Annotated in this window: 19 protein-coding genes; 7 read left to right on the plus strand and 12 right to left on the minus strand. The window is 72.8% G+C overall.

Annotation, left to right across the window (positions count from 1 at the left end; genetic code table 11):
• Positions 1-39: 39 nt before the first annotated feature.
• On the minus strand, positions 40-468 hold the full coding sequence (locus tag HCK04_RS10650) for a DUF2267 domain-containing protein (protein WP_142646995.1): 429 nt from the start codon (positions 466-468) through the stop codon (positions 40-42).
• A 115-nt stretch (positions 469-583) separates the two neighbouring features.
• Positions 584-1810: an isochorismate synthase gene (locus tag HCK04_RS10655; protein WP_142646996.1), complete on the minus strand. Its 1227-nt coding sequence runs from the start codon at positions 1808-1810 to the stop codon at positions 584-586.
• A gap of 171 nt (positions 1811-1981) precedes the next feature.
• Between HCK04_RS10655 and HCK04_RS10660 the strand changes: the two genes are divergently transcribed.
• Positions 1982-2797 (plus strand): GDSL-type esterase/lipase family protein, encoded by an 816-nt coding sequence (locus HCK04_RS10660; protein ID WP_142646997.1) that lies wholly within the window; start codon positions 1982-1984, stop codon positions 2795-2797.
• Between the two features lie 38 nt (positions 2798-2835).
• Here the strand turns inward: HCK04_RS10660 and HCK04_RS10665 are convergent, their stop codons facing one another.
• On the minus strand, positions 2836-3528 hold the full coding sequence (locus tag HCK04_RS10665) for an FCD domain-containing protein (RefSeq protein ID WP_142646998.1): 693 nt from the start codon (positions 3526-3528) through the stop codon (positions 2836-2838).
• A 168-nt stretch (positions 3529-3696) separates the two neighbouring features.
• On the opposite strand from HCK04_RS10665, the gene HCK04_RS10670 reads away from it, so the two are divergent.
• Together HCK04_RS10670 and HCK04_RS10675 are read left to right on the plus strand one after the other, a co-directional pair.
• The gene (locus HCK04_RS10670) at positions 3697-5463 is read left to right on the plus strand and encodes a 2-isopropylmalate synthase (protein WP_312845726.1); all 1767 of its coding nucleotides are present in this window, start codon (positions 3697-3699) and stop codon (positions 5461-5463) included.
• Between the two features lie 122 nt (positions 5464-5585).
• Positions 5586-6569: a BtrH N-terminal domain-containing protein gene (locus HCK04_RS10675; RefSeq protein ID WP_142646999.1), complete on the plus strand. Its 984-nt coding sequence runs from the start codon at positions 5586-5588 to the stop codon at positions 6567-6569.
• A gap of 39 nt (positions 6570-6608) precedes the next feature.
• On the opposite strand, the gene HCK04_RS10680 is transcribed toward HCK04_RS10675, so the two are convergent.
• Together HCK04_RS10680 and HCK04_RS10685 are read right to left on the minus strand one after the other, a co-directional pair.
• Complete coding sequence (locus HCK04_RS10680) at positions 6609-8339, minus strand: GAF domain-containing protein (RefSeq protein ID WP_142647000.1); 1731 nt, start codon at positions 8337-8339, stop codon at positions 6609-6611.
• 125 nt (positions 8340-8464) lie between these two features.
• A complete protein-coding gene (locus tag HCK04_RS10685; RefSeq protein ID WP_142647001.1) occupies positions 8465-9346 on the minus strand; it encodes a LysR family transcriptional regulator in 882 nt (293 codons plus the stop codon).
• A gap of 72 nt (positions 9347-9418) precedes the next feature.
• Here HCK04_RS10685 and HCK04_RS10690 point away from each other — a divergent pair, with 72 nt between their 5' ends.
• On the plus strand, positions 9419-10660 hold the full coding sequence (locus HCK04_RS10690; protein WP_205830066.1) for a hypothetical protein: 1242 nt from the start codon (positions 9419-9421) through the stop codon (positions 10658-10660).
• A 32-nt stretch (positions 10661-10692) separates the two neighbouring features.
• Here HCK04_RS10690 and HCK04_RS10695 read toward each other — a convergent pair whose 3' ends face one another.
• Positions 10693-11265 (minus strand): ABATE domain-containing protein, encoded by a 573-nt coding sequence (locus tag HCK04_RS10695; protein ID WP_142647002.1) that lies wholly within the window; start codon positions 11263-11265, stop codon positions 10693-10695.
• Positions 11266-11286: 21 nt separating this feature from the next.
• Between HCK04_RS10695 and HCK04_RS10700 the strand changes: the two genes are divergently transcribed.
• The gene (locus HCK04_RS10700) at positions 11287-11730 is read left to right on the plus strand and encodes a VOC family protein (RefSeq protein ID WP_142647003.1); all 444 of its coding nucleotides are present in this window, start codon (positions 11287-11289) and stop codon (positions 11728-11730) included.
• A 4-nt stretch (positions 11731-11734) separates the two neighbouring features.
• Here the strand turns inward: HCK04_RS10700 and HCK04_RS10705 are convergent, their stop codons facing one another.
• The 5 genes from HCK04_RS10705 to HCK04_RS10725 all read right to left on the minus strand — a co-directional run bounded on the left by HCK04_RS10705 (position 11735) and on the right by HCK04_RS10725 (position 15947).
• Positions 11735-12340, minus strand: coding sequence for a response regulator transcription factor (locus tag HCK04_RS10705; protein ID WP_142647004.1), 606 nt, complete (start codon positions 12338-12340; stop codon positions 11735-11737).
• Positions 12337-13461, minus strand: a complete 1125-nt coding sequence (locus HCK04_RS10710) for a sensor histidine kinase (RefSeq protein WP_142647005.1) — start codon at positions 13459-13461, stop codon at positions 12337-12339. The genes HCK04_RS10705 and HCK04_RS10710 overlap by 4 nt, the downstream gene beginning before the upstream one ends.
• A gap of 20 nt (positions 13462-13481) precedes the next feature.
• On the minus strand, positions 13482-14207 hold the full coding sequence (locus tag HCK04_RS10715) for an ABC transporter permease (RefSeq protein WP_142647054.1): 726 nt from the start codon (positions 14205-14207) through the stop codon (positions 13482-13484).
• Positions 14207-15103, minus strand: a complete 897-nt coding sequence (locus HCK04_RS10720) for an ABC transporter ATP-binding protein (RefSeq protein ID WP_142647006.1) — start codon at positions 15101-15103, stop codon at positions 14207-14209. Before HCK04_RS10720 ends, HCK04_RS10715 begins: the two co-directional genes overlap by 1 nt.
• A 109-nt stretch (positions 15104-15212) precedes the next feature.
• Complete coding sequence (locus tag HCK04_RS10725) at positions 15213-15947, minus strand: alpha/beta hydrolase (protein ID WP_142647007.1); 735 nt, start codon at positions 15945-15947, stop codon at positions 15213-15215.
• 42 nt (positions 15948-15989) lie between these two features.
• Between HCK04_RS10725 and HCK04_RS10730 the strand changes: the two genes are divergently transcribed.
• A complete protein-coding gene (locus tag HCK04_RS10730) occupies positions 15990-16949 on the plus strand; it encodes a YafY family protein (protein ID WP_142647008.1) in 960 nt (319 codons plus the stop codon).
• 21 nt (positions 16950-16970) lie between these two features.
• Here the strand turns inward: HCK04_RS10730 and HCK04_RS10735 are convergent, their stop codons facing one another.
• On the minus strand, positions 16971-18068 hold the full coding sequence (locus HCK04_RS10735) for an FAD-dependent oxidoreductase (protein WP_142647009.1): 1098 nt from the start codon (positions 18066-18068) through the stop codon (positions 16971-16973).
• Between the two features lie 145 nt (positions 18069-18213).
• Between HCK04_RS10735 and HCK04_RS10740 the strand changes: the two genes are divergently transcribed.
• Positions 18214-18699: a MarR family winged helix-turn-helix transcriptional regulator gene (locus HCK04_RS10740; protein ID WP_142647010.1), complete on the plus strand. Its 486-nt coding sequence runs from the start codon at positions 18214-18216 to the stop codon at positions 18697-18699.
• The last annotated feature ends 11 nt before the right edge of the window (positions 18700-18710 follow it).

The following is an 18710-nucleotide window of genomic DNA, read 5'->3' on the forward strand; positions in this document are numbered from 1 at the left end:
TCCGCGCACAGGCCGCGGTGTGTCACGGAAAGCGGTGTCTCACGGAAACTCGTCGGCCAGATCGCCGGGGATGCTCGACTTGACGTCCTCCCACTCTCCCTCGGCGATGTAGAGCCGCAGGGCATTGAGCACCGTCCTGATCAGTGATTCGACCCCGCCCTCGATCTCGAAGGGGAACTCCCGGCGCACCCGCGCGTGGAACTCCTCCTTGTGCATCTTCACGGGAACCCTGCTGGGATCCCATCCCGTGTAGTACATGCCGCGGACCAGCATCGGCAGTTGAGCGCCGAGCTGGGCGGCCTCCTCGACGGGCAGCCGGTCGCGCAACGCGTGCAGGACCGCGCGCAAGGCGGCCCAGGACTGGTGCCGCCTCTCCTGCGACCACCCGTAGGCCTGCTCGATCTCCTTCAGCAGGCGATTGGTCTTGTCGACCGTGGCGTTGATAGTCGAGTAACCCGTTTCCACCATCGGGGCCGCCTCCTCGAACGGTGCATCAGTGCGAGGCCCTACCCGCACCCCAAACCGTACAAACGGGCACATATCCCACCGATATGGGCGACCAGCGGGAGCCCGCCGTCGGCGCTCACCCCTCCAGGGCGTACCGCATCACGCGGAGCTTGGCCTGCGCCTCGGCGAGCTCGGCGGCGGGGTCGGACCCGGCCATGATGCCGCAGCCGGCGAACAGCCGGGCCCGCCTGCCCGAGACGTACGCGCAGCGCAGCGCGATGCCCCACTCGCCGTCGCCACGGGAGTCGATCCAGCCGACCGGCCCGGCATAGCCCGCGCGGTCCATGCCCTCCAGTTCGCGGATGACGCCGAGCGCGGCGCCGGTGGGCGTCCCGCCGACGGCGGCCGTGGGGTGCATGGCCGCCACCACGTCGAGCACCGACGCGCCGTCGGACAGCCGGCCGGTGACCCGGCTGGCCAGATGCTGCACGTTGGGCAGCACCAGGAGCTCGGGCTCGTCGGGGACGTCGAGGGCAGAGCACAGGGGGGCGAGCGCCTCCCTCACCGAGGCGACCGCGCAGGCGTGCTCGTGGCGGTCCTTCTGCGAGGCGAACAGCGCGGCGCCGCGGGCGGCGTCCTCGGCGGGGCCGCCGCCCCGCGCCGTGGTGCCCGCGAGCACCAGCGACTCCACCTCCTGGCCGGTGTGGCGCACCAGCAGCTCCGGCGTCGCGCCGACCAGCCCGTCCACCGAGAACGTGTAGCACTCGGGGTAGCGCTCGGCCAGCCGGCTCAGCAGCACGCGGGGGTCGATGTCCCGCTCGGCGACGGCCGTCAGGTCGCGGGCGAGCACGACCTTGTCGAGCATGCCGTCCGCCTTGATCCGCCGTACGGCCTGCGCGACCCGGTGCTCCCACTCGGGCGCCGTCAGCGACCCGTCGGAGTAGCGGATGCGGCCGGGCTCCTGCGGCGGGGTGGCCAGGTCGAAGGCGCTGCCGCCGATCGTGGTGAGCCAGGCCTGGCCGCCGCGGCGGGCGAGCACCACGCGGGGGACGACCAGCACGGTCCCCGGGGCGTCGCCGTCGAAGGTGAAGGAGCCGAAGGCGACCGGTCCCGAGCCCGGCACGCCGACCTCATCCTCGATGAGCGCCCCGGCGAACAGCGAGGAGAGCCAGCCGCGGGCCCAGTCGAACCGGCCAGGGCCGGGCGGAACCGCGGCCCGCGCCGCCTCTCCCCAGCCCACGAGCCCCTCGCCGTGTCTGATCCAGGCGTACGGCGCGGCGTCTGGCAGACGCGCCAGCAGATCGTCAGGGTCGCTCACCGCGACCGTGCGAACCACGAGGGGCCGGATAAGAGCGACACTCACCCGACTCACTCTACGCACGATCTGAACGTGTTCGACAAGAGCCCCCCCTTGCGATGCCGGGTCCGCTGTGTCAAGCCGCGATAGGAACTTGGTCATGGAAGGCTCGACTTCCCTGGTGGCGATAGAGCGCACCTCCACGCGATCCCTACCTTTGATCTCCCGGAGGTGCCCATGATCAAGAAGATCACGCCGGTCCTGGCCACGGCCGTCCTGCTCGTGCCGACCGCCGCTAACGCCCGTACGACGCCCGCCGTGATGGCGGCGCTGGGCGACTCGATCAGCGCGGGGTTCAACGCCTGCGGCTGGTACGTCGCCTGCACGTCCCGCTCGTGGTCCGCGGGCGACTCGCCATCGGTGAACAGCCACTATCTGCGCCTGCTCGCCATGAGCAGCGCGATCAAGGGGCACAACCGGAACTTCGCCTCCCCGGGGGCGACCAGCGCCGACCTGGCCGGGCAGGCGCGGAAGGCCGTCGACGCCGGGGCGGGCTACGTCACCGTGCTGATCGGCGCGCAGGACGCCTGCGTGGGCTCCGAGAAGGAGATGACCCCCGTGGCCGCCTTCCGGCGCAACATCGACGCCGCCTTCGACGTGCTGCGGCCCACGGGAGCGCGGGTCTACGTCGCGAGCATCCCGGACGTCAAACGCCTGTGGCGGGTCGGCAAGGACAACGCGTGGGCGCGCCTGTTCTGGGGGATCGGCCGCATCTGCCAGTCGATGCTGGCCGACCCGAAGTCCACGGCCAAGAAGGACGAGGCCAGGCGCGACCGGGTGCGCGAGCGGGTGATGGACTACAACGAGCAGCTCAGGCAGGCGTGCGAGAGCTACGGCCCGGCCTGCCGCCACGACGGGGGCGCGGTCTTCGCCTACCCCTTCACGCTGAAGCAGGTGAGCGCGTGGGACTACTTCCACCCCAACGCCGACGGGCAGAAGGCGCTCGCCAAGATCACCTTTGACGCCAGGTTCTTCGCCGACGTGGAGCCCTGATCCGGCACCCTGCCCTGGTGGCGCGCCGGGCCGGTTCCTCAGCCCGCGCGGCGGAGGCGGCCGAGGGTCCGCTCCAGCTCCTCCTGCAGCGCCCGGCCCGCGGCGTCGGCGTCGCCGCGCTCGACCGCGCCGACGAACGCCGCATGGGAGTCGTCTCCAGGGTTCGGGTCGCCCGCCCGCAGGTCGAGCAGGTCCACCAGGGCGACCAGGCCCTCGCGCAGCCGCGGGACGAACTCGGCGAACAGGTCGGTCAGCACCGGGTTGTGCGCGGCGGCGACGACGGCCGCGTGCAGGGCGATGTCGGCGTCGACGAAGGCGGCGTCGGTGTCCCGGGCGGCGGCCCGCCGGGCCTCCAGCGCCGCGTGCATCGCCGTCACGTCGTCCGGCGTACGGCGCCGCGCCGCCAGCCGGGCGGCCTGCACCTCGACCAGCATGCGCACCTCGTAGACGTCGGCCACGGCGGCACGGCGCAGGCGGGCCGTCCAGTCCTCGGCGGGGCTGGTGGCGATGACGAAGACTCCGGCGCCCTGCCGCGCCTGGACCAGTCCGGCACCGGCCAGCGCGCGCAGGGCCTCGCGGACCGTGGAACGGCCCACGCCCAGGGTCTTGGCCAGGGTCGTCTCGCCGGGAAGCCGGGTGCCGACCGGCCAGATGCCCTGCGCGATCTGGTCGCGCAGGCTCTCGACGGCCTGGTCGACGAGGGGGCTGCGCTGGAGCGCGCCGAGCGCCATCGCGTTTCACCTCTCAGGTTGTCTGAGGAGTTGTCGTGTGGTTACTCTACCGCCCATGACGCCGTTCGGCCTCCTTCTCGGTCGCCGCGGCGGGGTTTGATCCGATGACCGGCGCCCCGCCGCGGGGTGCCGTGCCGCCGGTCGCCCTCCGACCGAAGGATCATCATCGTGACCGCCGTCTTCACCGTCTCCACCGCTTTTCCCACGATTGGCACCCCGGCCGGCCCGGTGCCCGCCGACGCTCCCGCCTGGAATCCCCAGCGGGGCGGCGCGATGCCCCACCACCGCTACCGGCCCGCGCACGAGCGGGTCGGGATACCCGAGATCCGCCGCACCTGGCCGGGGCGCAGGATCGAGCGGGCCCCGCTGTGGGTGCCCGTCGACCTGCGCGACGGCAACCAGGCGCTGGCCGAGCCGATGGACACCCCGCGCAAGCGCCGCATGTTCGACCTCCTCGTCGCGATGGGGTTCAAGGAGATCGAGGTCGGCTATCCGTCGTCGAGCCGGACCGACTTCGACTTCGTCCGTCACCTGGCCACGAGCGGCGTGGTGCCGGACGACGTGACCCCTGTGGTGTTCACGGCGGCCCGCCGCGACCTCATCGAGCAGACCTTCGCCTCCATCCAGGGCATGCCCCGGGCGGTGGTGCACCTCTACACCGCGACCGCGCCGGTCTGGCGCGACGTCGTGCTGGGACAGGACCGGGCCGGGCTGCACGCGCTGATCCGGGAGGCCGCCGAGCACGTCGCGCGGCTCGCCGACGCAATGCCGGGGACGGCGGTGCGGTTCGAGTTCTCCCCGGAGGTCTTCAACTGCACCGAGCCCGACTTCGTGCTGGAGGTCTGCAACGGCCTCACCCGGTTGTGGGACGCCTCGCCCGACCGGCCGGTGATCCACAACCTGCCCGCCACCGTCGAGATCGCCACGCCGAACCTGTACGCCGACCAGATCGAGTACATGCACCGGCACCTCGAACGGCGTGACGCGGTCATCCTCTCGGTCCACCCGCACAACGACCGGGGCACCGGGGTGGCCTGTGCGGAGCTCGCCATGCTGGCCGGGGCGCAGCGCGTCGAGGGCTGCCTGTTCGGCAACGGCGAGCGCACCGGGAACGTCGACCTCGTCACGCTCGCGCTCAACCTGTACGCGCAGGGCGTCGACCCGATGGTGGACTTCTCCGACATCGACGTCATCCGGCGGACCGTTGAGGAGTGCAACCGCCTGCCGGTCCACGTGCGGCATCCGTACGGGGGAGATCTGGTCTACACGGCCTTCTCCGGCACCCACCAGGACGCCATCAGCAAGGGCCTCGCCCACCACGAGCGCGCGGCGGCCGAGCGGGGCGTGCCGGCGGGAGAGGCGCCCTGGTCGGTGCCCTACCTGCCGATCGATCCGGCCGACGTCGGCCGCACGTACGAGGCGGTCATCCGGGTCAACAGCCAGTCGGGCAAGGGCGGCATCGCCCACCTCCTCCAGGTCCACCACGGGCTCGACCTGCCGAAGGCGCTGCGCGCCGAGTTCTCCCGCGTCGTCCAGGACGCGACGGACCGCAGCGGGCGGGAGGCCACGCCGAAGGAACTGCTCCGGTTGTTCCGGGAGGCGTACATGGCGGAGGACGGGCCGGTCACGCCGGCGTCGCTGACCGCCGGTGGCGACGGCTTCCACTGCCTGGTGCGGCACGACGGGCGCGAGAGCCGGGGGACCGGCGCCGATCCGGCGGCGGCCCTCGCCGCCGCGCTGACGGCGGCCGGGGTCGCGGTGGAGGTGCTCTGGCAGGGCGGGCATCCGGCGGAGGGCGGCGCCGTCGCCTACGCCCGGTGCCGTGTCGGCGGCACTCCCGTCTGGGGAGCGGGCGAGGACGCCGACGCCGCGACGGCGTACACCCGCGCCGTGCTCGCCGCCGTCAACCGCGCCCTGGCCGGGCAGCGGAGGTAAGCGAGGTCGCGTGGCCGGAGGGCCTCCCGAGTGGACTCTCCCACTGTGGGAGGCCCGATGCTGCCGGTCAGGGACCGGGGCCGGGGCGAGCGTGCGCCGCCGTCAGGACGAGGAGAGCGAGCATGGCCATAGTGGAGGGCGTGGAGGCCCGTGGGACGCACCACTGCGAGACGACGGCGCTGGGGGTGCTTCTGCGGCACGAGGGGCTCGACCTGTCCGAGCCCATGCTGTTCGGGCTGGGCTCGGGCCTGTCGTTCGTCTACTGGGACGCCAAGGGCATGCCGTTCCCCTTCCTCGGAGGCCGCGTCAGGCCGTTCGAGCTCACCAGGAACCTGGCCGACCGGCTGGGGCTGACGCTGACGACCGAGGAGACCACCTCGCCGCGCAAGGCGTGGCAGAACGTGGCCGCCCCGATCGACGCCGGCCGGCCGGTCGGGCTCCAGCTCGACTCCTACCACCTGGACTATTTCCGCTCCGCAGTGCACTTCGGCGGTCATGTCGTCGCGATGTACGCCTACGACGAGCACGACGTCCACCTCGTGGACACCGAGCAGCAGGGAGGAGCGGTGCGCACCAGCCGGGCCTCCCTCGCCCGGGCCCGTGCCGAACGCGGCCCGATGACCGCGAGGAACCGTTCCTTCACCATCACGGTGCCGCCCCGTCCGCTCGCGTGGCAGGACCGGATCGTCCCCGCCGTCAGAGCGTGCGCCGACGCCTTCCTCGCCGCTCCCATCGCGAACCTCGGCTGGCGCGGCATCGAGAAGGCAGGCGCTAAGGCGCCCGGCTGGCTGGAGCGTGCCGGGGACCCCGGGCGGGACCTGCCGCAGGCCGCCCTCCTCATGGAGAAGGGCGGCACCGGCGGCGCGCTGTTCCGCGCCCTCTATCGCGACTTCCTCGGCGAGTGCACCGAACTGATCGGCCACCACGGTCTCCGCGCCGGTCACCGGATGTACGGTGAGGCCGCCGTCCTCTGGACGCAGGTGTCCGAACTGATCGCGAAGGCGGGGGAGCGCGGCGACGCGGGGTGCCTCCGGCAGGCCGGGGCCATCCTCCGCGACCTGTCGCGGCTGGAGAAGGACGCCATGCAGGTGCTGAGCCGGCTATAGGAGTGCTCGCGGGGCCGGTCCCGCTGGACATGACGGTGCTCAGCCCAGCGGGACGGTCCACTCCAGGCGGGCGCCGCCGCCGTCCGGGGAGGCGAGGGCGAGGGCGCCGCCGAGGCGTTCGGCCCGGTCGGCGAGGTTGCGCAGGCCGCTGCGGCGGCCCTCGGCCGGGATGCCGACGCCGTTGTCCTCCACCACCAGGGTCAGCCGCCCGTCCGCCGCGTGGACGGCGACGTCGGCGCGGGTGGCCCTGGCATGGCGGACGACGTTCGAGAGCGCCTCGCGCAGGACGGCGAGCAGGTGCTCGGCGACCTCGGCGGGCACGTCGTTGTCGAGCCGGCCCTCCAGGGTCAGGCCGGGCATGAAGCCCAGATGCCCCCGGGCGCCCTCGACCAGGTCGACGACCTGGGCGCGCAGGCTGGGCGAGGCGTCCTCGTGCGGGGTCTGCAGGGCGAAGATCGTCGAGCGGATCTGCCGGATCGTGGTGTCCAGCTCGTCGATCGCGCTCTGCAGCCGGGAGGAGGCCTCCGGCCGTTCGACCAGGCGCACCGCGCTCATCAGCGTCATGGCGACGGCGAACAGCCGCTGGATGACCACGTCGTGCAGGTCCTTGGCGATGCGGTCGCGGTCTTCCAGCAGGCCGAGCCGCTCGGCGTCGCGGCGGGTCTCGGCCAGCTCCAGCGCGACGGCCGCCTGCCCGGCGAAGGCGTGCAGGGTGCGCAGCTCCGACTGGCTGAACGGCATCCGTCCCGATCGTTTGACCAGGGCCAGCACCCCGCGTACGGCCCCGGGCGCGCCCAGCGGCACGGCCGCCACCGGCCCGGGGTCCAGATCGCCGGCCCAGATCAGATGCAGCCGACCGTGGTCGAAATCGTCCAGCGCCAGCGGCTCACCGCTCAGGAACACCCGGCCCGACAGCGAGCCCTCGACCGCGACCTCGTCCTCGACGAGCCGGACCGCCGGTCCGTCCCCGATCGGCCCGTCCTCGGCCGGCGCCACATCCTGCAACGCGACGCGCAGCACCTCGCGGTCGCGGTCGGGCAGCAGGATCGCCACGGCGTCGGCGTCGGCCATCTCGCGGGCGCGCCGGGCGATCAGGGTGAGGACCTCCCGCGGCTCGGCCCCCGACAGCAGCCGCGTGGTGATGTCGGAGGACGCCCGCAACCAGGTCTCCCGGCGGCGGCTCTCCTCGTACAGTCGGGCGTTCTCGATCGCCACGCCGGCGGCGGTGGCCAGGGCGACCACGATCGCCTCGTCGTCCTCGTCGAAGTTCCCGCCGCCGCGCTTCTCCGTGAGGTAGAGGTTGCCGAACACCTCGTCGCGCACCCGCACCGGCACGCCCAGGAAGCTGCCCATGGGCGGGTGACCGGGCGGGAATCCGTACGACTCGGGATGGCGGGAGATGTCGGCCAGCCTCAGCGTCTGCGGCTCCTTGATCAGCAGGCCGAGCAGGCCCAGCCCGTGCGGCCAGTGCTCGATCCTGGCGATCTCCTCCTCGCTCAGCCCTACGGGCACGAACTGGACGAGCGTGTTCTCCTCCCCGATCACGCCCATCGCGCCGTACGTCGCGTCGACCAGCGTCGTGGCGGTCTCCACGATGCGCCGCAGCACGACCTCCAGATCGAGGTCGCTGCCGATAGAGACGACCGCCTCCAGCAGCGCGTGCACCCGGTCACGGGTGGCCAGCACGGCCTCCAGACGTGACTGCAACTCCGCCAGCAGATCGTCCAGCCGCATGCTGGGAATCAGCGACCGAGGCTCGTTCTCCGTCATAGTGCGAAGTTTCGCACCGCCGACGTCCGGGTGCCCACCCCAGGTGGTCGTCCGCACCGTCGAAGCAGACGCGGAGCGAGGCCGTCAACGGTCTTCGGTGCGCGCGGACCGGGGTGCGTGGCCGTTCAGCCGGGCCGTCTCGCCGCCGGGCGCCGCAGGCCGAGGCGCCCGGGAAGCGGCCCGGCCATCGCCGTCAGCTCGTGCGGAGCCGGGCGGCGGGTCACCATGAAGAGCGTGAGGCGGCCGGGCAGGGGCGCGGCCGATATGCGATCTCCCTCCTGGGCATAGGCGAGCCCGAGCCCGCGGGGCAGGACGGCCGGGCATCTCAGCAGCCGCGCGAGCCGTACGGCGGTCTCCGCGGTGGCCGCCGCCCGGGGCCTCGCGCCGAGGCCGGACAGCCGCTGGTGCAGCGTGTCGGCGGACATGTCGTAGGTGTAGGCGACGACGTCGAGACCGGCGAACGGCCGCCGGCCGTCTCTCGCGGGCGCGCCCTCCGGCGTCAGGACGGCCAGCCGATCGGTGGCGACGGGTGTGGCGCTGACGGTGGCGGGCAGGCGCATCTGGTCGGCTACGGCGACGAACGCGGCGTCCAGCGACCCCTCGCCCACCCACTCCACGAGCCGGTCGCCGTGGTCGGTCACCTGGTCGACCGTCGCGCCGTCCATCAGCTCGTCGAGCGCGGGGAAGAGCAACGGGGCGAGGCTGCCGAAGGTGCCGACGCGGAAGGTTTTCGCCCGCGCCGCCGCCCGCGCCCGGTCGAAGATCCGGCCCAGATGATCGAGCACGTGAGCCGCCTCGGCGCACAGCGCACGACCGGCCGGCGTCGGCCGCGCCCCCGTCGTGTCCCGGTCGAAGAGCCGCTCGCCGACCCGCCGTTCGAGCGCGGCGAGGCGCTTGCTCGCGGCCGGCTGGCTGATCAGCAGCTCTCTTCCGGCGGCCCCGACCGAGCCGTGCCGGGCGATGGCCTCGACGAGCCGGAGGTCCTCGACCGAGGGGAATGAGCTCATATCCGGATGTTATGAGTTCTGATGGCGATTCGTCGCCTACCGGGGGATTCCGCTCGCCCGGAGGATGACGGCGTGAACACCGGACGCGACATCGTCGCCATGCTGACAACCACGTTCGTGACCTGGATGGGGCAGCGCACGACGGCCGTGGCGCTTCCGCTCGTCGCGCTCGCCGAAACCGGATCCACCTGGTCCACCGGGCTGGTCGGCGGAGCGGTCGGGCTGCCCATGCTCACCTCGCCCTGGTGGGCCAGAGGAATCCGGCAGCGGCTGACCACGGGCAGAGCCCTCGCCTGCGTGCTCGTCGTGCAGGTGGCCGGGCTCCTCGTCGTTCCGCTGGGCGCGGCAGCCGGCACGGTCGGCGCGGTCCACCTCGCCGCCGCCGGTGTCATCACCGGGTGCGCCACCGCGCTGAGCGGGCCGGGGCAACGTGCCCTGCTCTCGGACATCTGCGATCCCCTCGGTGCCACCATCACGACGAAGATGCTGGCCTGGCAGGATTTCATGCACCGCGTCACGATGATCCTGGCGCCACCGGCGGCGGGGTGGGCCGTGACCGTCGGCGGGCCGTCGCCCCTGCTGTGGGCCGAGGCCGCCGGCGTCGGCGTGGGAGCCGCCCTCCTGTGCACCGTGCGCGGCACCGCGACGCCTGTCGTGCATGTCGGCCCTGCCGCATCCGGCGGCCCGGCCGATGGGTCCGGCGCCCCGGCCCTGCGTCAGGTGCTGGCGCGGCACGGGGACATCCGGCGTGCGGTGACCATGTCGGGAGTCGGCGGGCTCGTGTGGTTCGCCTTCACGCTCGGCCTCGCGATCCTCGGAGCCGAGACCGGGCGGCCCGGACTGCTCATTTCGGCCGGCATGACCGGATATGGCCTGGGCTCGCTCGCCGGTGCCCTCCTGGCGCCGGCGCTCGTCCCGCGGATGCCGGCACTGGCGACCATGGCAGTGGGCTGGGCCGTTCTCGGCGTGACGTTCGCCGTCATGCCGGCGGCGGCGTCGTCCCTCGTCGTCCTCGGATGCGTGGCCGCGATCGGGGGCTTTTCCATGCCGCTCGGCATCGGCGCGCTGAACCGGCTCATCAGCACCCGCACCGACGGGGCGGAGCGGCGAGCGGCCTTCGCGGCGGAGAGCCTCGTGCACGACGGGGCGGTCTCGGTCGGCCTGCTCGCCGGTGGCGCGGTCATCGGCGTGGCCGGCGCGGGCCCGACTCTCGTCGCCGCCGGAGCCGCCCAGGTGCTCGTGGCGCTCCTCGCCGGTCCGTGGTCGGGTGCGGCGCGACGCCTGGTCTCGTACTTCTCACCGGTCGCCGCCTGAGGCCCGGTCGGATCCCCGTACGCCGCGGGGTTCTACCTTTCGCGGGAGCGGTGCGCGCGGACCTTGTGGCGATTGCCGCACCGCTCCATGGAGCACCAGCGCCTGCTGCCCGGGCGTGAGGTGTCGACGAAGACGAGGGCGCAGTTGTCGCCCGCGCACTCCCGTACGCGGTCGGCCAGCGGGCCGGTGAACAGCTCGATCGCGTCCCTCGCGACGGTCGCGACCACCTGGCCGCCGGTCGCGGGGGTGGCCCAGGACCGCCGCCCGTCCGCCGTCATCACGGGCGTCAGCGGCGGCGCGGACGCCGCGAGGTTGACCGCGTCCACGTCCGCCTGCCGGGGCGTACGCCCGTGGATGTGGTCGCCGGCCAGCCCCCACAGGGCGGCGCGCAGGGTCTTCGCGCGGGTGAGCTCGCCGGCCGTCGTGTCCACCTCCGCCAGGCCGAGCCGGGACACGGCGGCCCACCGGGCCAGGTCGGCCGGCTCGTGCAGCGTCTCGTAGTGGGCGTAGACCCCCACGCCGCCGCTCACCAGGAACTCCAGGCAGAGGGCGCCCGGATCGAACCGGAAGGAGCCCCCGCTGCGCGGATGTAGCGTCAGAGTCATGTAACCACTATAAAGGGTTACATGACTCTCGAATGGAAGCTCGTCGTCGACTGTGCCGACCCGCACGCACAGGCCGCGTTCTGGGCGCAGGCCCTGGGCTACGAGGTGGAGGACAACAGCGCCATCGTCGGCCGGCTTCTGGCCGGCGGCGTCGTGGGGGAGGAAGCGGTGACCCCCGACCACACGGCCTTCCGCACGCTGCGGGCCGTACGGCACCCGGACGACCCGGTCGATCAGGACACCGGCACCGGCCTCGGCCGCCGGATCCTCTTCCAGGCGGTCCCCGAGCCGAAGGCAGGCAAGAACCGCCTGCACATCGACCTGCACGCGGGCCCCGAGCGCAGGGACGCCGAGGTCGACCGGCTCAAGGCGCTCGGCGCGACCGTGCTGCGCGTCGTCCAGGAGCCCGGCAGCCACCACGTGACCATGGCCGACCCCGAGGGCAACGAGTTCGACGTGCAGTGAGCCGCTACAGCCAGCCGTTGTGGCGGGCCAGGCGGGCGGCCTCGATCCGGTTCCTGGTGCCGGTCTTGCCGATGGCCGACGACAGGTAGTTGCGCACCGTGCTCTCCGACAGGTGCAGGCGGGCCGCGATGTCGGAGATCGTCGAGCCGTCGGCCGCCGCGGCCAGCACGTCCCGCTCCCGGTCGGTCAGCGGGCTCGGGCCGGTGCTCAGCGCCGCCGCCGCGAGCGCGGGGTCGATGACCCGTTCGCCGCGCAGCACGCGGCGGACGGCGTCGGCGAGATCCTCCACCGGGCCGTCCTTGACCAGGAACCCGCGCGCCCCGGCTTCCATCGCCCGGCGCAGGTAGCCGGGCCGCCCGAACGTCGTGAGGATGAGCACGGCGCAGCCGGGCAGGCGCTCGTGCAGGTCGGCGGCGTTCTCCAGCCCGCCGCGGCCCGGCATCTCGATGTCGAGCAGGGCCACGTCGGGCCGGGTCCGCAGGGCGGTGTCCACCACCTCGTCGCCGTGGCCGACCTGGGCGACGACCTCGATGTCCTGCTCCAGGTTGAGGAGCAGGGCCAGCGCGCCGCGCATCATGCCCTGGTCCTCGGCCAGCAGCACCCGGATCACTGACCGTCCTCCCTCGCGTACGGCACGGCCACCCGGAGCAGGAAGCCTCCGTCCGGCGGCGCCGTGGTCTCCACGGTGCCGGAGGCGGCCCTCACGCGCTCACGCAGGCCGATCAGCCCGTTGCCGTGCCCGTGGGCCTGCTGCGGCGGGCCGTCGTCGCGGATCTCCAGCACCAGGAGCCCGTCGTCGTCGCGCAGGCCGATCTCGCAGGCCGACGCGTGGCTGTGCCGTACGACGTTGGTCACGCCCTCGCGCACGGCCCAGCCGAGCAGGGCGTCGGCCTCGGGGCCGGGCCGTACGGAGGAGGTGCGGACGGTCACCTTGATTCCGGCGTCCGCGAGGGCGGCGCGGGCGGAGTCGAGCTCGGCGGTCAGTCCCCTGCCCCGATAGCCGGTGACGGCGGCCCGCACCTCGGTCAGCGCCTGCCGCCCGATCTGTTCGATGTCGGACGCCTGCTCGGCCGCCGCATCGGCGTCCACCCGGGTCAGCCGGCGTACGGCCTCGGCCTTGACGACCATGATCGAGAGGGTGTGCCCGAGCAGGTCGTGCAGGTCGCGGGAGAAGCGCAGCCGCTCCTCGGTCACCGCGGTCCGGGCCAGCTCCTCGCGGGTGGCCTTGAGCTCGTGGATGGCCTCCCACAGCCGGATGATGATCGCCGGGATCAGGCCCGCGGTGAACGTGCCCCAGATCATGGAGAGCACGCCGGTGAGGCTCGCGTCGGCCCGCACGGCCACGACCAGGGCGGCGACGCACTCGGCGATCAGTATCACCGGCAGGATCCTGCCGCGAACGGCGGTTCCGGTGGCGACGGCCAGCATCATGACCAGGTAGAGCCAGTTGCCCGCGAACCCGATCATAGACGCGAGGACCACCACCGCGAGCAGCCCGAGCGCCGGCAGGGCGCGCCGCCGGTCCGTGAACGCGAAGTGCGTGGTGGCCACGTACAGCCCGGCGGCGGCCAGCGCGGCCGGCCAGGCCAGCCAGAGGGGATGGGATCGGCCGTGCGCGATGTCCCACACGGGCGCCGCCGTCACGGCCACCCACATGTACATGCCCTTGGCGTCGGGGCCGCGCTCGCCCTCGCGCAGCGGATCGAGCCAGGTGCCGCGTTCTGTCGTCATCGGAATCGTCACACTAGCGGTCAGGCCCGGCGACCGGCACGACGGTAGCCGTACACCGCGTAGACGCCGAAGACCAGCAGCCAGGCCGACAGGAGCACGACCTGACGGAGGGTGGGGACGTCGCCGAACGCGATCCGCCACGACAGGCCCGCGTAGCTGTTCGACGGGGTCCACTCGGCGATTGCCGCCAGCCAGGACGGGAACTTCTCGACCGGCACCCACAGGCCGCCGAGGATCGACAGCGTCAGCATGGTCGCGATGTTGGCCATCGCCGCGGACTGGCCCGACAGGCGATAGCCGTTGCCGAGACCGAGCAGGGAGAACGGCACGGTGCCCGCCCACAGGAGCGCGATGATCACCAGCCACCGCTGCGGTGGGAGCGAGACGTGGTTGACCAGCACGCCGGCCAGCAGCACGGCTGCGATGCTGGGCACGACGGCGACCGCGCCGGTGACGACCTTCCCCGCCACGACTTCGGCCGGGGTCAGCGGGGTGAGCCGCAACTGGCGCAGCCACCCCGCCGCGCGGTCCTCGGCGATGCCGCTGCCGTTGTTGAACGCGCCGCCGAGCGCGCCGTACGCCGCCATGCTGACCATCGTGTAGAGCGCGGCGTCGTGCTTGTCGCCGGGGGCCAGGCCGAGGTTGGTGAAGACGAGGTACATGACGACCGGCATCACGATCCCGAAGATCACATAGCCGCCGTCGCGGAGGGCCCTGGTCAGTTCGAGCCGTACGTATCCCCACATCACACGTTCTCCTTGGTCGTGAGGGCCACGAAAGCGTCCTCCAGGTCGGCCGGGGCGACTTCCAGATCGCGGATGGCGTCCGCGCGGGCGAGGGCCATGACGGTGGCGTCGGAGTCGCCGGTGCGCAGGTGGACCCGGCCGCCCCTGATCTCCATGTGGCGCACGCCCGGCAGGGTCGCGAGCCAGGCGGACTCGCCGTCGGCGGCCACGCTCACGGTGGTCAGCGCCGCCGCCCGCTTGATCTCCGCGCTGGTGCCGTCGGCGATCACCCGGCCGTGGCCGAGCACGACGACGCGGTCGGCATGCTCGTCGGCCTCATCGAGATAGTGGGTGCTGAACAGGATGGTCTTGCCCTGGCTGGCCAGCCCGCGCATGCCGTCCCAGAACTCGCGCCGGGCCTCCACGTCGAGCGCGGCGGTGGGCTCGTCGAGGACGATCAGGTCGGGGTCGCCGCACACCGCCATCGCGAACCGCACGCGCTGCGCCTGCCCGCCCGACAACCGGTCCACCCGGCGGTCGCGCAGGTCGTCGATCCGGGCGAGCGTGAGCACCCGGTCGAGGGGGAGGGGAGCGGGATAGGTCCCGGACACGAAGGTCAGCAGCTCGCGGACCGTGACCCGGGGGACCAGGCCGCCCTCCTGCGGCATCGCGCCCGCCAGGCCCTGCCTCACGGCCTGCTCGGGGTCGAGGCCGAACAGCGAGGCCCGCCCGGAGTCGGGCGGCAGCAGCCCGAGCAGCAGCGCGATGGTGGTCGACTTGCCCGCGCCGTTGGGGCCGAGGAGTGCCACCGTCTGGCCGCGGGGGATGGCGAGCGTGAGCTCGTCCACGGCCCGTACGGGGCCGAAGCGCTTGGTCGCCGAGGTCAGTGACACGGCGTCGGCGGTGTTCGTGGTCATGGAAACGACGGTAGGCAGGCGCCGTCGGCCCAGGTAGAGAGATCGATACGACCCTGGGCAGGACAAATGTCCTGCCCAGGAAATCTACAATGTAAAGGCGCCGGGTCGGTTACGCCGGTTTGGCGAGAAGTGCAGCCAGGTCGCCGGGGCGGGAGAGCATCGGCCAGTGACCGGTGGGCAGCTCATGCAGCTCCCACTCGGGCCCGCCCAGCGGCGCGAACGCCGGATGTCCGGCCGCGATCAGCTCCTTGACCTGGGTGAGCGGGAACGAGCAGCTCACCAGCGTCTTCGGCAGTGCGGCGAACGCGGCGGCCTCGTCACTCAGCGTGAGGGGCTGCGTGATCGTGCCGAGCGGCTGTGCGGTGGCCCGGGCGGCCATCAACGAGCGCTCGTGCTCGCCCAGCCCCTCCAGGCTCGCGCCCGACTCCTGCAGTTCATCCCAGGAAGGCATGGGGTAGCGCCAGGCGTCCTCGACGCGCTTCTCGACGAACTCCCGCCCGGTCAGGTCGATCTGGGCCATGCCGTCCGGCACCGGGCCGCTCTCGACGTACACGACCCGGCTCACGCGGCCGGCGGCGCGGGCGGCGGCCCCGGTGACCGCGGCGGCGCTGCCGCTGTGGCCGACCAGGACCACATCGCGCAGGTCCTCGGCCTCGGCGAGGCCGAGGATGTCGCGGATGTGGGTCTCCAGATCCAGGGCGGGGGAGGCGAGATGGGCGCGGTCGGCGAGGCCGGTGAGGGTCAGCGGGTGGGCCTCGTGCCCCATGCCGCGAAGCGCGGCGGTCACGTCCCGCCACGCCCACGCGCCGAGCCAGAAACCGGGAACGAGTACGTATGTCGTCATGCGTCGACGCTAGGGCCGAATCAGGGCAGAATCGGTCCTGATATGTCCACCAATCGCATCCTCGCCTTCCTGGAGCTGCTGCAGGCCAGGCCGGGGCTCACCGGTCCCGAGCTGGCCGAGCGCCTGGAGGTGGACGTGCGGAGCGTGCGCCGCTACGTGCGCAGGCTTGAGGACCTCGGCATTCCGGTGGAGGCCGAGCGGGGACGCTACGGCGGCTACCGGCTCAGGCCGGGATATCGGCTGCCGCCGCTCATGCTGACCGGCGACGAGGCCGCCGCCGTGGTGCTCGGGCTGCTCGCCGGCCGCCGCGCGGGCCTCACGGTGGGCGAGGGGGCGGCCGAGAGCGCGCTCGCGAAGATCCAGCGGGTGCTGCCCGACGCCCTGCGCGATCGCGTCGGCGCCGTCGAGGAGATGGTCGGCCTGACCGCCCGCGCCGCCGCGACCTCCCGGCCGAGCGGCGCCACCCTGCTGACGCTGGCCGACGCCGCCCGCCGTCGTCTCCGCGTACGGCTGGCCTACCGGTCCTTCCGGGGACAGGACAGCGAGCGGACGGTCGATCCGTACGGGCTGGTGTTCCACTCCGGCCGCTGGTATCTGACCGGCCACGACCACCGCAGGGGCGAGGTGCGGACGTTCCGGCTCGACCGGATCGGCCGGGCGGAGACGACGGGGGAAGAGTTTCCCGCACCGGGGGAGTTCGACGCGGTCGCCCACGTCATGGAGTCGCTGGCCGCCGTGCCCTACCGGTACGAGGTCGAGGTGGTGCTGGCCACGACGATGGAGGAGGCCCGGCGGCGGATCCCGCCGGCGGTGGCCGCCCTGGCTCCGGTCGATGGCGGCGTACGGATGACCGGCCGGGCCGAGCGGCTGGACGGCATGGCGCAGGTGCTGGCCGGCCTCGGCGTGCCGTTCACCGTGGTCGGCCCGCCCGAGCTGCGTGAGGAGGTCCGGGCGCTCGCCCGTCGTCTGGAGCAGTGGGCCGACCGGCCTCCGAGGGACTGACGCGGCGACCGGCGGATCCGTTCAGGCGCGGCCGAACCGGGCGGCGAACCGCGCGGTGAACAGGTCGGCGCCCTTGCGTTCGAAGACCGTCTCGGCCGTGGCCGCGGCGACACCGTCCGGTGTGGGGAGCTGGCCGACGCCCCCGCGCGTTCCGAGCGGAAGCAGGATCCTCCGCTCGGACGTCGGGGTGTGCACCGCGTCCGGCCGGTCGCCGGCGAGCTGCGCCTTGAGGTTCCGCACCACGACGCCGGCATGGGTCATCGCATAGGAGGCCATCTTGGGGTCGGGGAGGGCGACGATGTCGCCGATCGCGTAGACGTGGTCGTAACCCTGGACGTTCAGCCGCTCGGTGACCGGGATCGTCTTCTGCTCGGTCAGCGGCGAGAGGCATCCGTCGGCGAGATAGCCGGTGTTGACCTCGACCCCGAAGGCGCGAAACCAGATGTCCGCCACGAGCTGTTCGCCCTTGTCCGTGGTGACGGTGAAACGGCCGGCCCGACCGGCCTCGACCGTCGGCAACGCGGTGAGACCGGTGTTCAGCCGCACGTCGATGCCGAGCTCGTCGAGCCGGCGGCGTAGCTCATCGCGCACCTCGGGAAGGAAGCCGGGGAGCAGCTGATCGGCCCTGTCGAGGACGAGCACGTGCTTGTCCGGCCAGACGTCCTTGATCTCCCCGGCGAGCTCCAGGCCGACCGGGCCGGCGCCGAGGATCAGCACGCGCCCGGCGCCGGCCAGCTCCCTGTGGGTCTCGCGCAGATCGTCCAGCTGCTCGGCGATGCTCGTCGACGCGTGGCGTGGTTTGGCCGGATATGTGTAGCCGGAGCCGGTGGCCAGAACCAGATAATCGGCCTCGACCCGCTCGCCCGAAGCGAGCGTAACGCCCTTCGGGTCGACCGAGACGGCCCGGTCGCGGATCACTCGTCCCCGCTGGAGCAGCGTCGCGAACGGGAAGAACGCGTTGTGCGCCCAGTCAGGGCGGGTCAGCGCCCGCAGCGACGCGGCCGCGTTGACGAAGGCCTCCCGTGGGTCGATGAGTGTGACGTCGGCCTCGGAGTCCAGCTCCTTGGCGACCATCGACCCGCCGTACCCTCCCCCGACGACCACCACGGTGTGATTCATCCTCGCTTCTCATCGCATTGCCGTTGTCGGGCGGCACGCGCGGCGCTCAGGACGAGGGGCCGTACGGGACACGCCCAGAGTTGACGTGACAACTTTAAGCCCGGAGTGAGTTGTCGCGTCAACTCCGGGTCGTTATGGTGGGCTCATGGAGAAGCCCCGGACGCTGGAACCCGAGCAGTGGGAGCTCTGGGACAGCTGGATGCAGGCGCAGCGTCTCCTGGCCCGTGAGCTGGACCGTGGCCTGCAGCGCGACCACGGCATCTCCAAGGCCGAGTTCAGCGTGCTCGTGACGCTTCACCGGACGGCCGGGGGCCGGATGCGCGTGACCGAGCTCGCCGAGTCGCTCGCCTGGGAGAAAAGCCGGGTGGCGCATCAGCTGACGCGGATGGAGAACCGTGAACTGGTCGACAGGACCGAGGACCGGTCCGGCCGCCGGATCGGGGTCGGGCTGACCGCCAAGGGCCGCAGCGCCGTGGAGAACGCCATCCCGGGGCACGCGGACAACATCCGCCGCTACTTCTTCGAGACGCTCACGCCCGAGCAGGCCGCCGCCATCCACGCGTGGAGCAGGCAGGTGGCCGCCCGCATCGAAGCGCGTTCCGGCGCGGACGCCGATCAGCCGGCTGTGTGACGGTCCCGATC

The organism is Microbispora sp. CL1-1, from assembly GCF_012034195.1.
GTDB lineage: Bacteria > Actinomycetota > Actinomycetes > Streptosporangiales > Streptosporangiaceae > Microbispora.

Bases quoted from the DNA above. Each gene is read 5' to 3' on its own strand.
- HCK04_RS10650 (WP_142646995.1), bottom strand. From the start codon at position 468: ATGGTGGAAACGGGTTACTCGACTATCAACGCCACGGTCGACAAGACC.
- HCK04_RS10660 (WP_142646997.1), top strand. From the start codon at position 1,982: ATGATCAAGAAGATCACGCCGGTCCTGGCCACGGCCGTCCTGCTCGTG.
- HCK04_RS10665 (WP_142646998.1), bottom strand. From the start codon at position 3,528: ATGGCGCTCGGCGCGCTCCAGCGCAGCCCCCTCGTCGACCAGGCCGTC.
- HCK04_RS10675 (WP_142646999.1), top strand. From the start codon at position 5,586: ATGGCCATAGTGGAGGGCGTGGAGGCCCGTGGGACGCACCACTGCGAG.
- HCK04_RS10680 (WP_142647000.1), bottom strand. From the start codon at position 8,339: ATGACGGAGAACGAGCCTCGGTCGCTGATTCCCAGCATGCGGCTGGAC.
- HCK04_RS10685 (WP_142647001.1), bottom strand. From the start codon at position 9,346: ATGAGCTCATTCCCCTCGGTCGAGGACCTCCGGCTCGTCGAGGCCATC.
- HCK04_RS10695 (WP_142647002.1), bottom strand. From the start codon at position 11,265: ATGACTCTGACGCTACATCCGCGCAGCGGGGGCTCCTTCCGGTTCGAT.
- HCK04_RS10700 (WP_142647003.1), top strand. From the start codon at position 11,287: ATGACTCTCGAATGGAAGCTCGTCGTCGACTGTGCCGACCCGCACGCA.
- HCK04_RS10710 (WP_142647005.1), bottom strand. From the start codon at position 13,461: ATGACGACAGAACGCGGCACCTGGCTCGATCCGCTGCGCGAGGGCGAG.
- HCK04_RS10715 (WP_142647054.1), bottom strand. From the start codon at position 14,207: ATGTGGGGATACGTACGGCTCGAACTGACCAGGGCCCTCCGCGACGGC.
- HCK04_RS10720 (WP_142647006.1), bottom strand. From the start codon at position 15,103: ATGACCACGAACACCGCCGACGCCGTGTCACTGACCTCGGCGACCAAG.
- HCK04_RS10725 (WP_142647007.1), bottom strand. From the start codon at position 15,947: ATGACGACATACGTACTCGTTCCCGGTTTCTGGCTCGGCGCGTGGGCG.
- HCK04_RS10730 (WP_142647008.1), top strand. From the start codon at position 15,990: ATGTCCACCAATCGCATCCTCGCCTTCCTGGAGCTGCTGCAGGCCAGG.
- HCK04_RS10735 (WP_142647009.1), bottom strand. From the start codon at position 18,068: ATGAATCACACCGTGGTGGTCGTCGGGGGAGGGTACGGCGGGTCGATG.
- HCK04_RS10740 (WP_142647010.1), top strand. From the start codon at position 18,214: ATGGAGAAGCCCCGGACGCTGGAACCCGAGCAGTGGGAGCTCTGGGAC.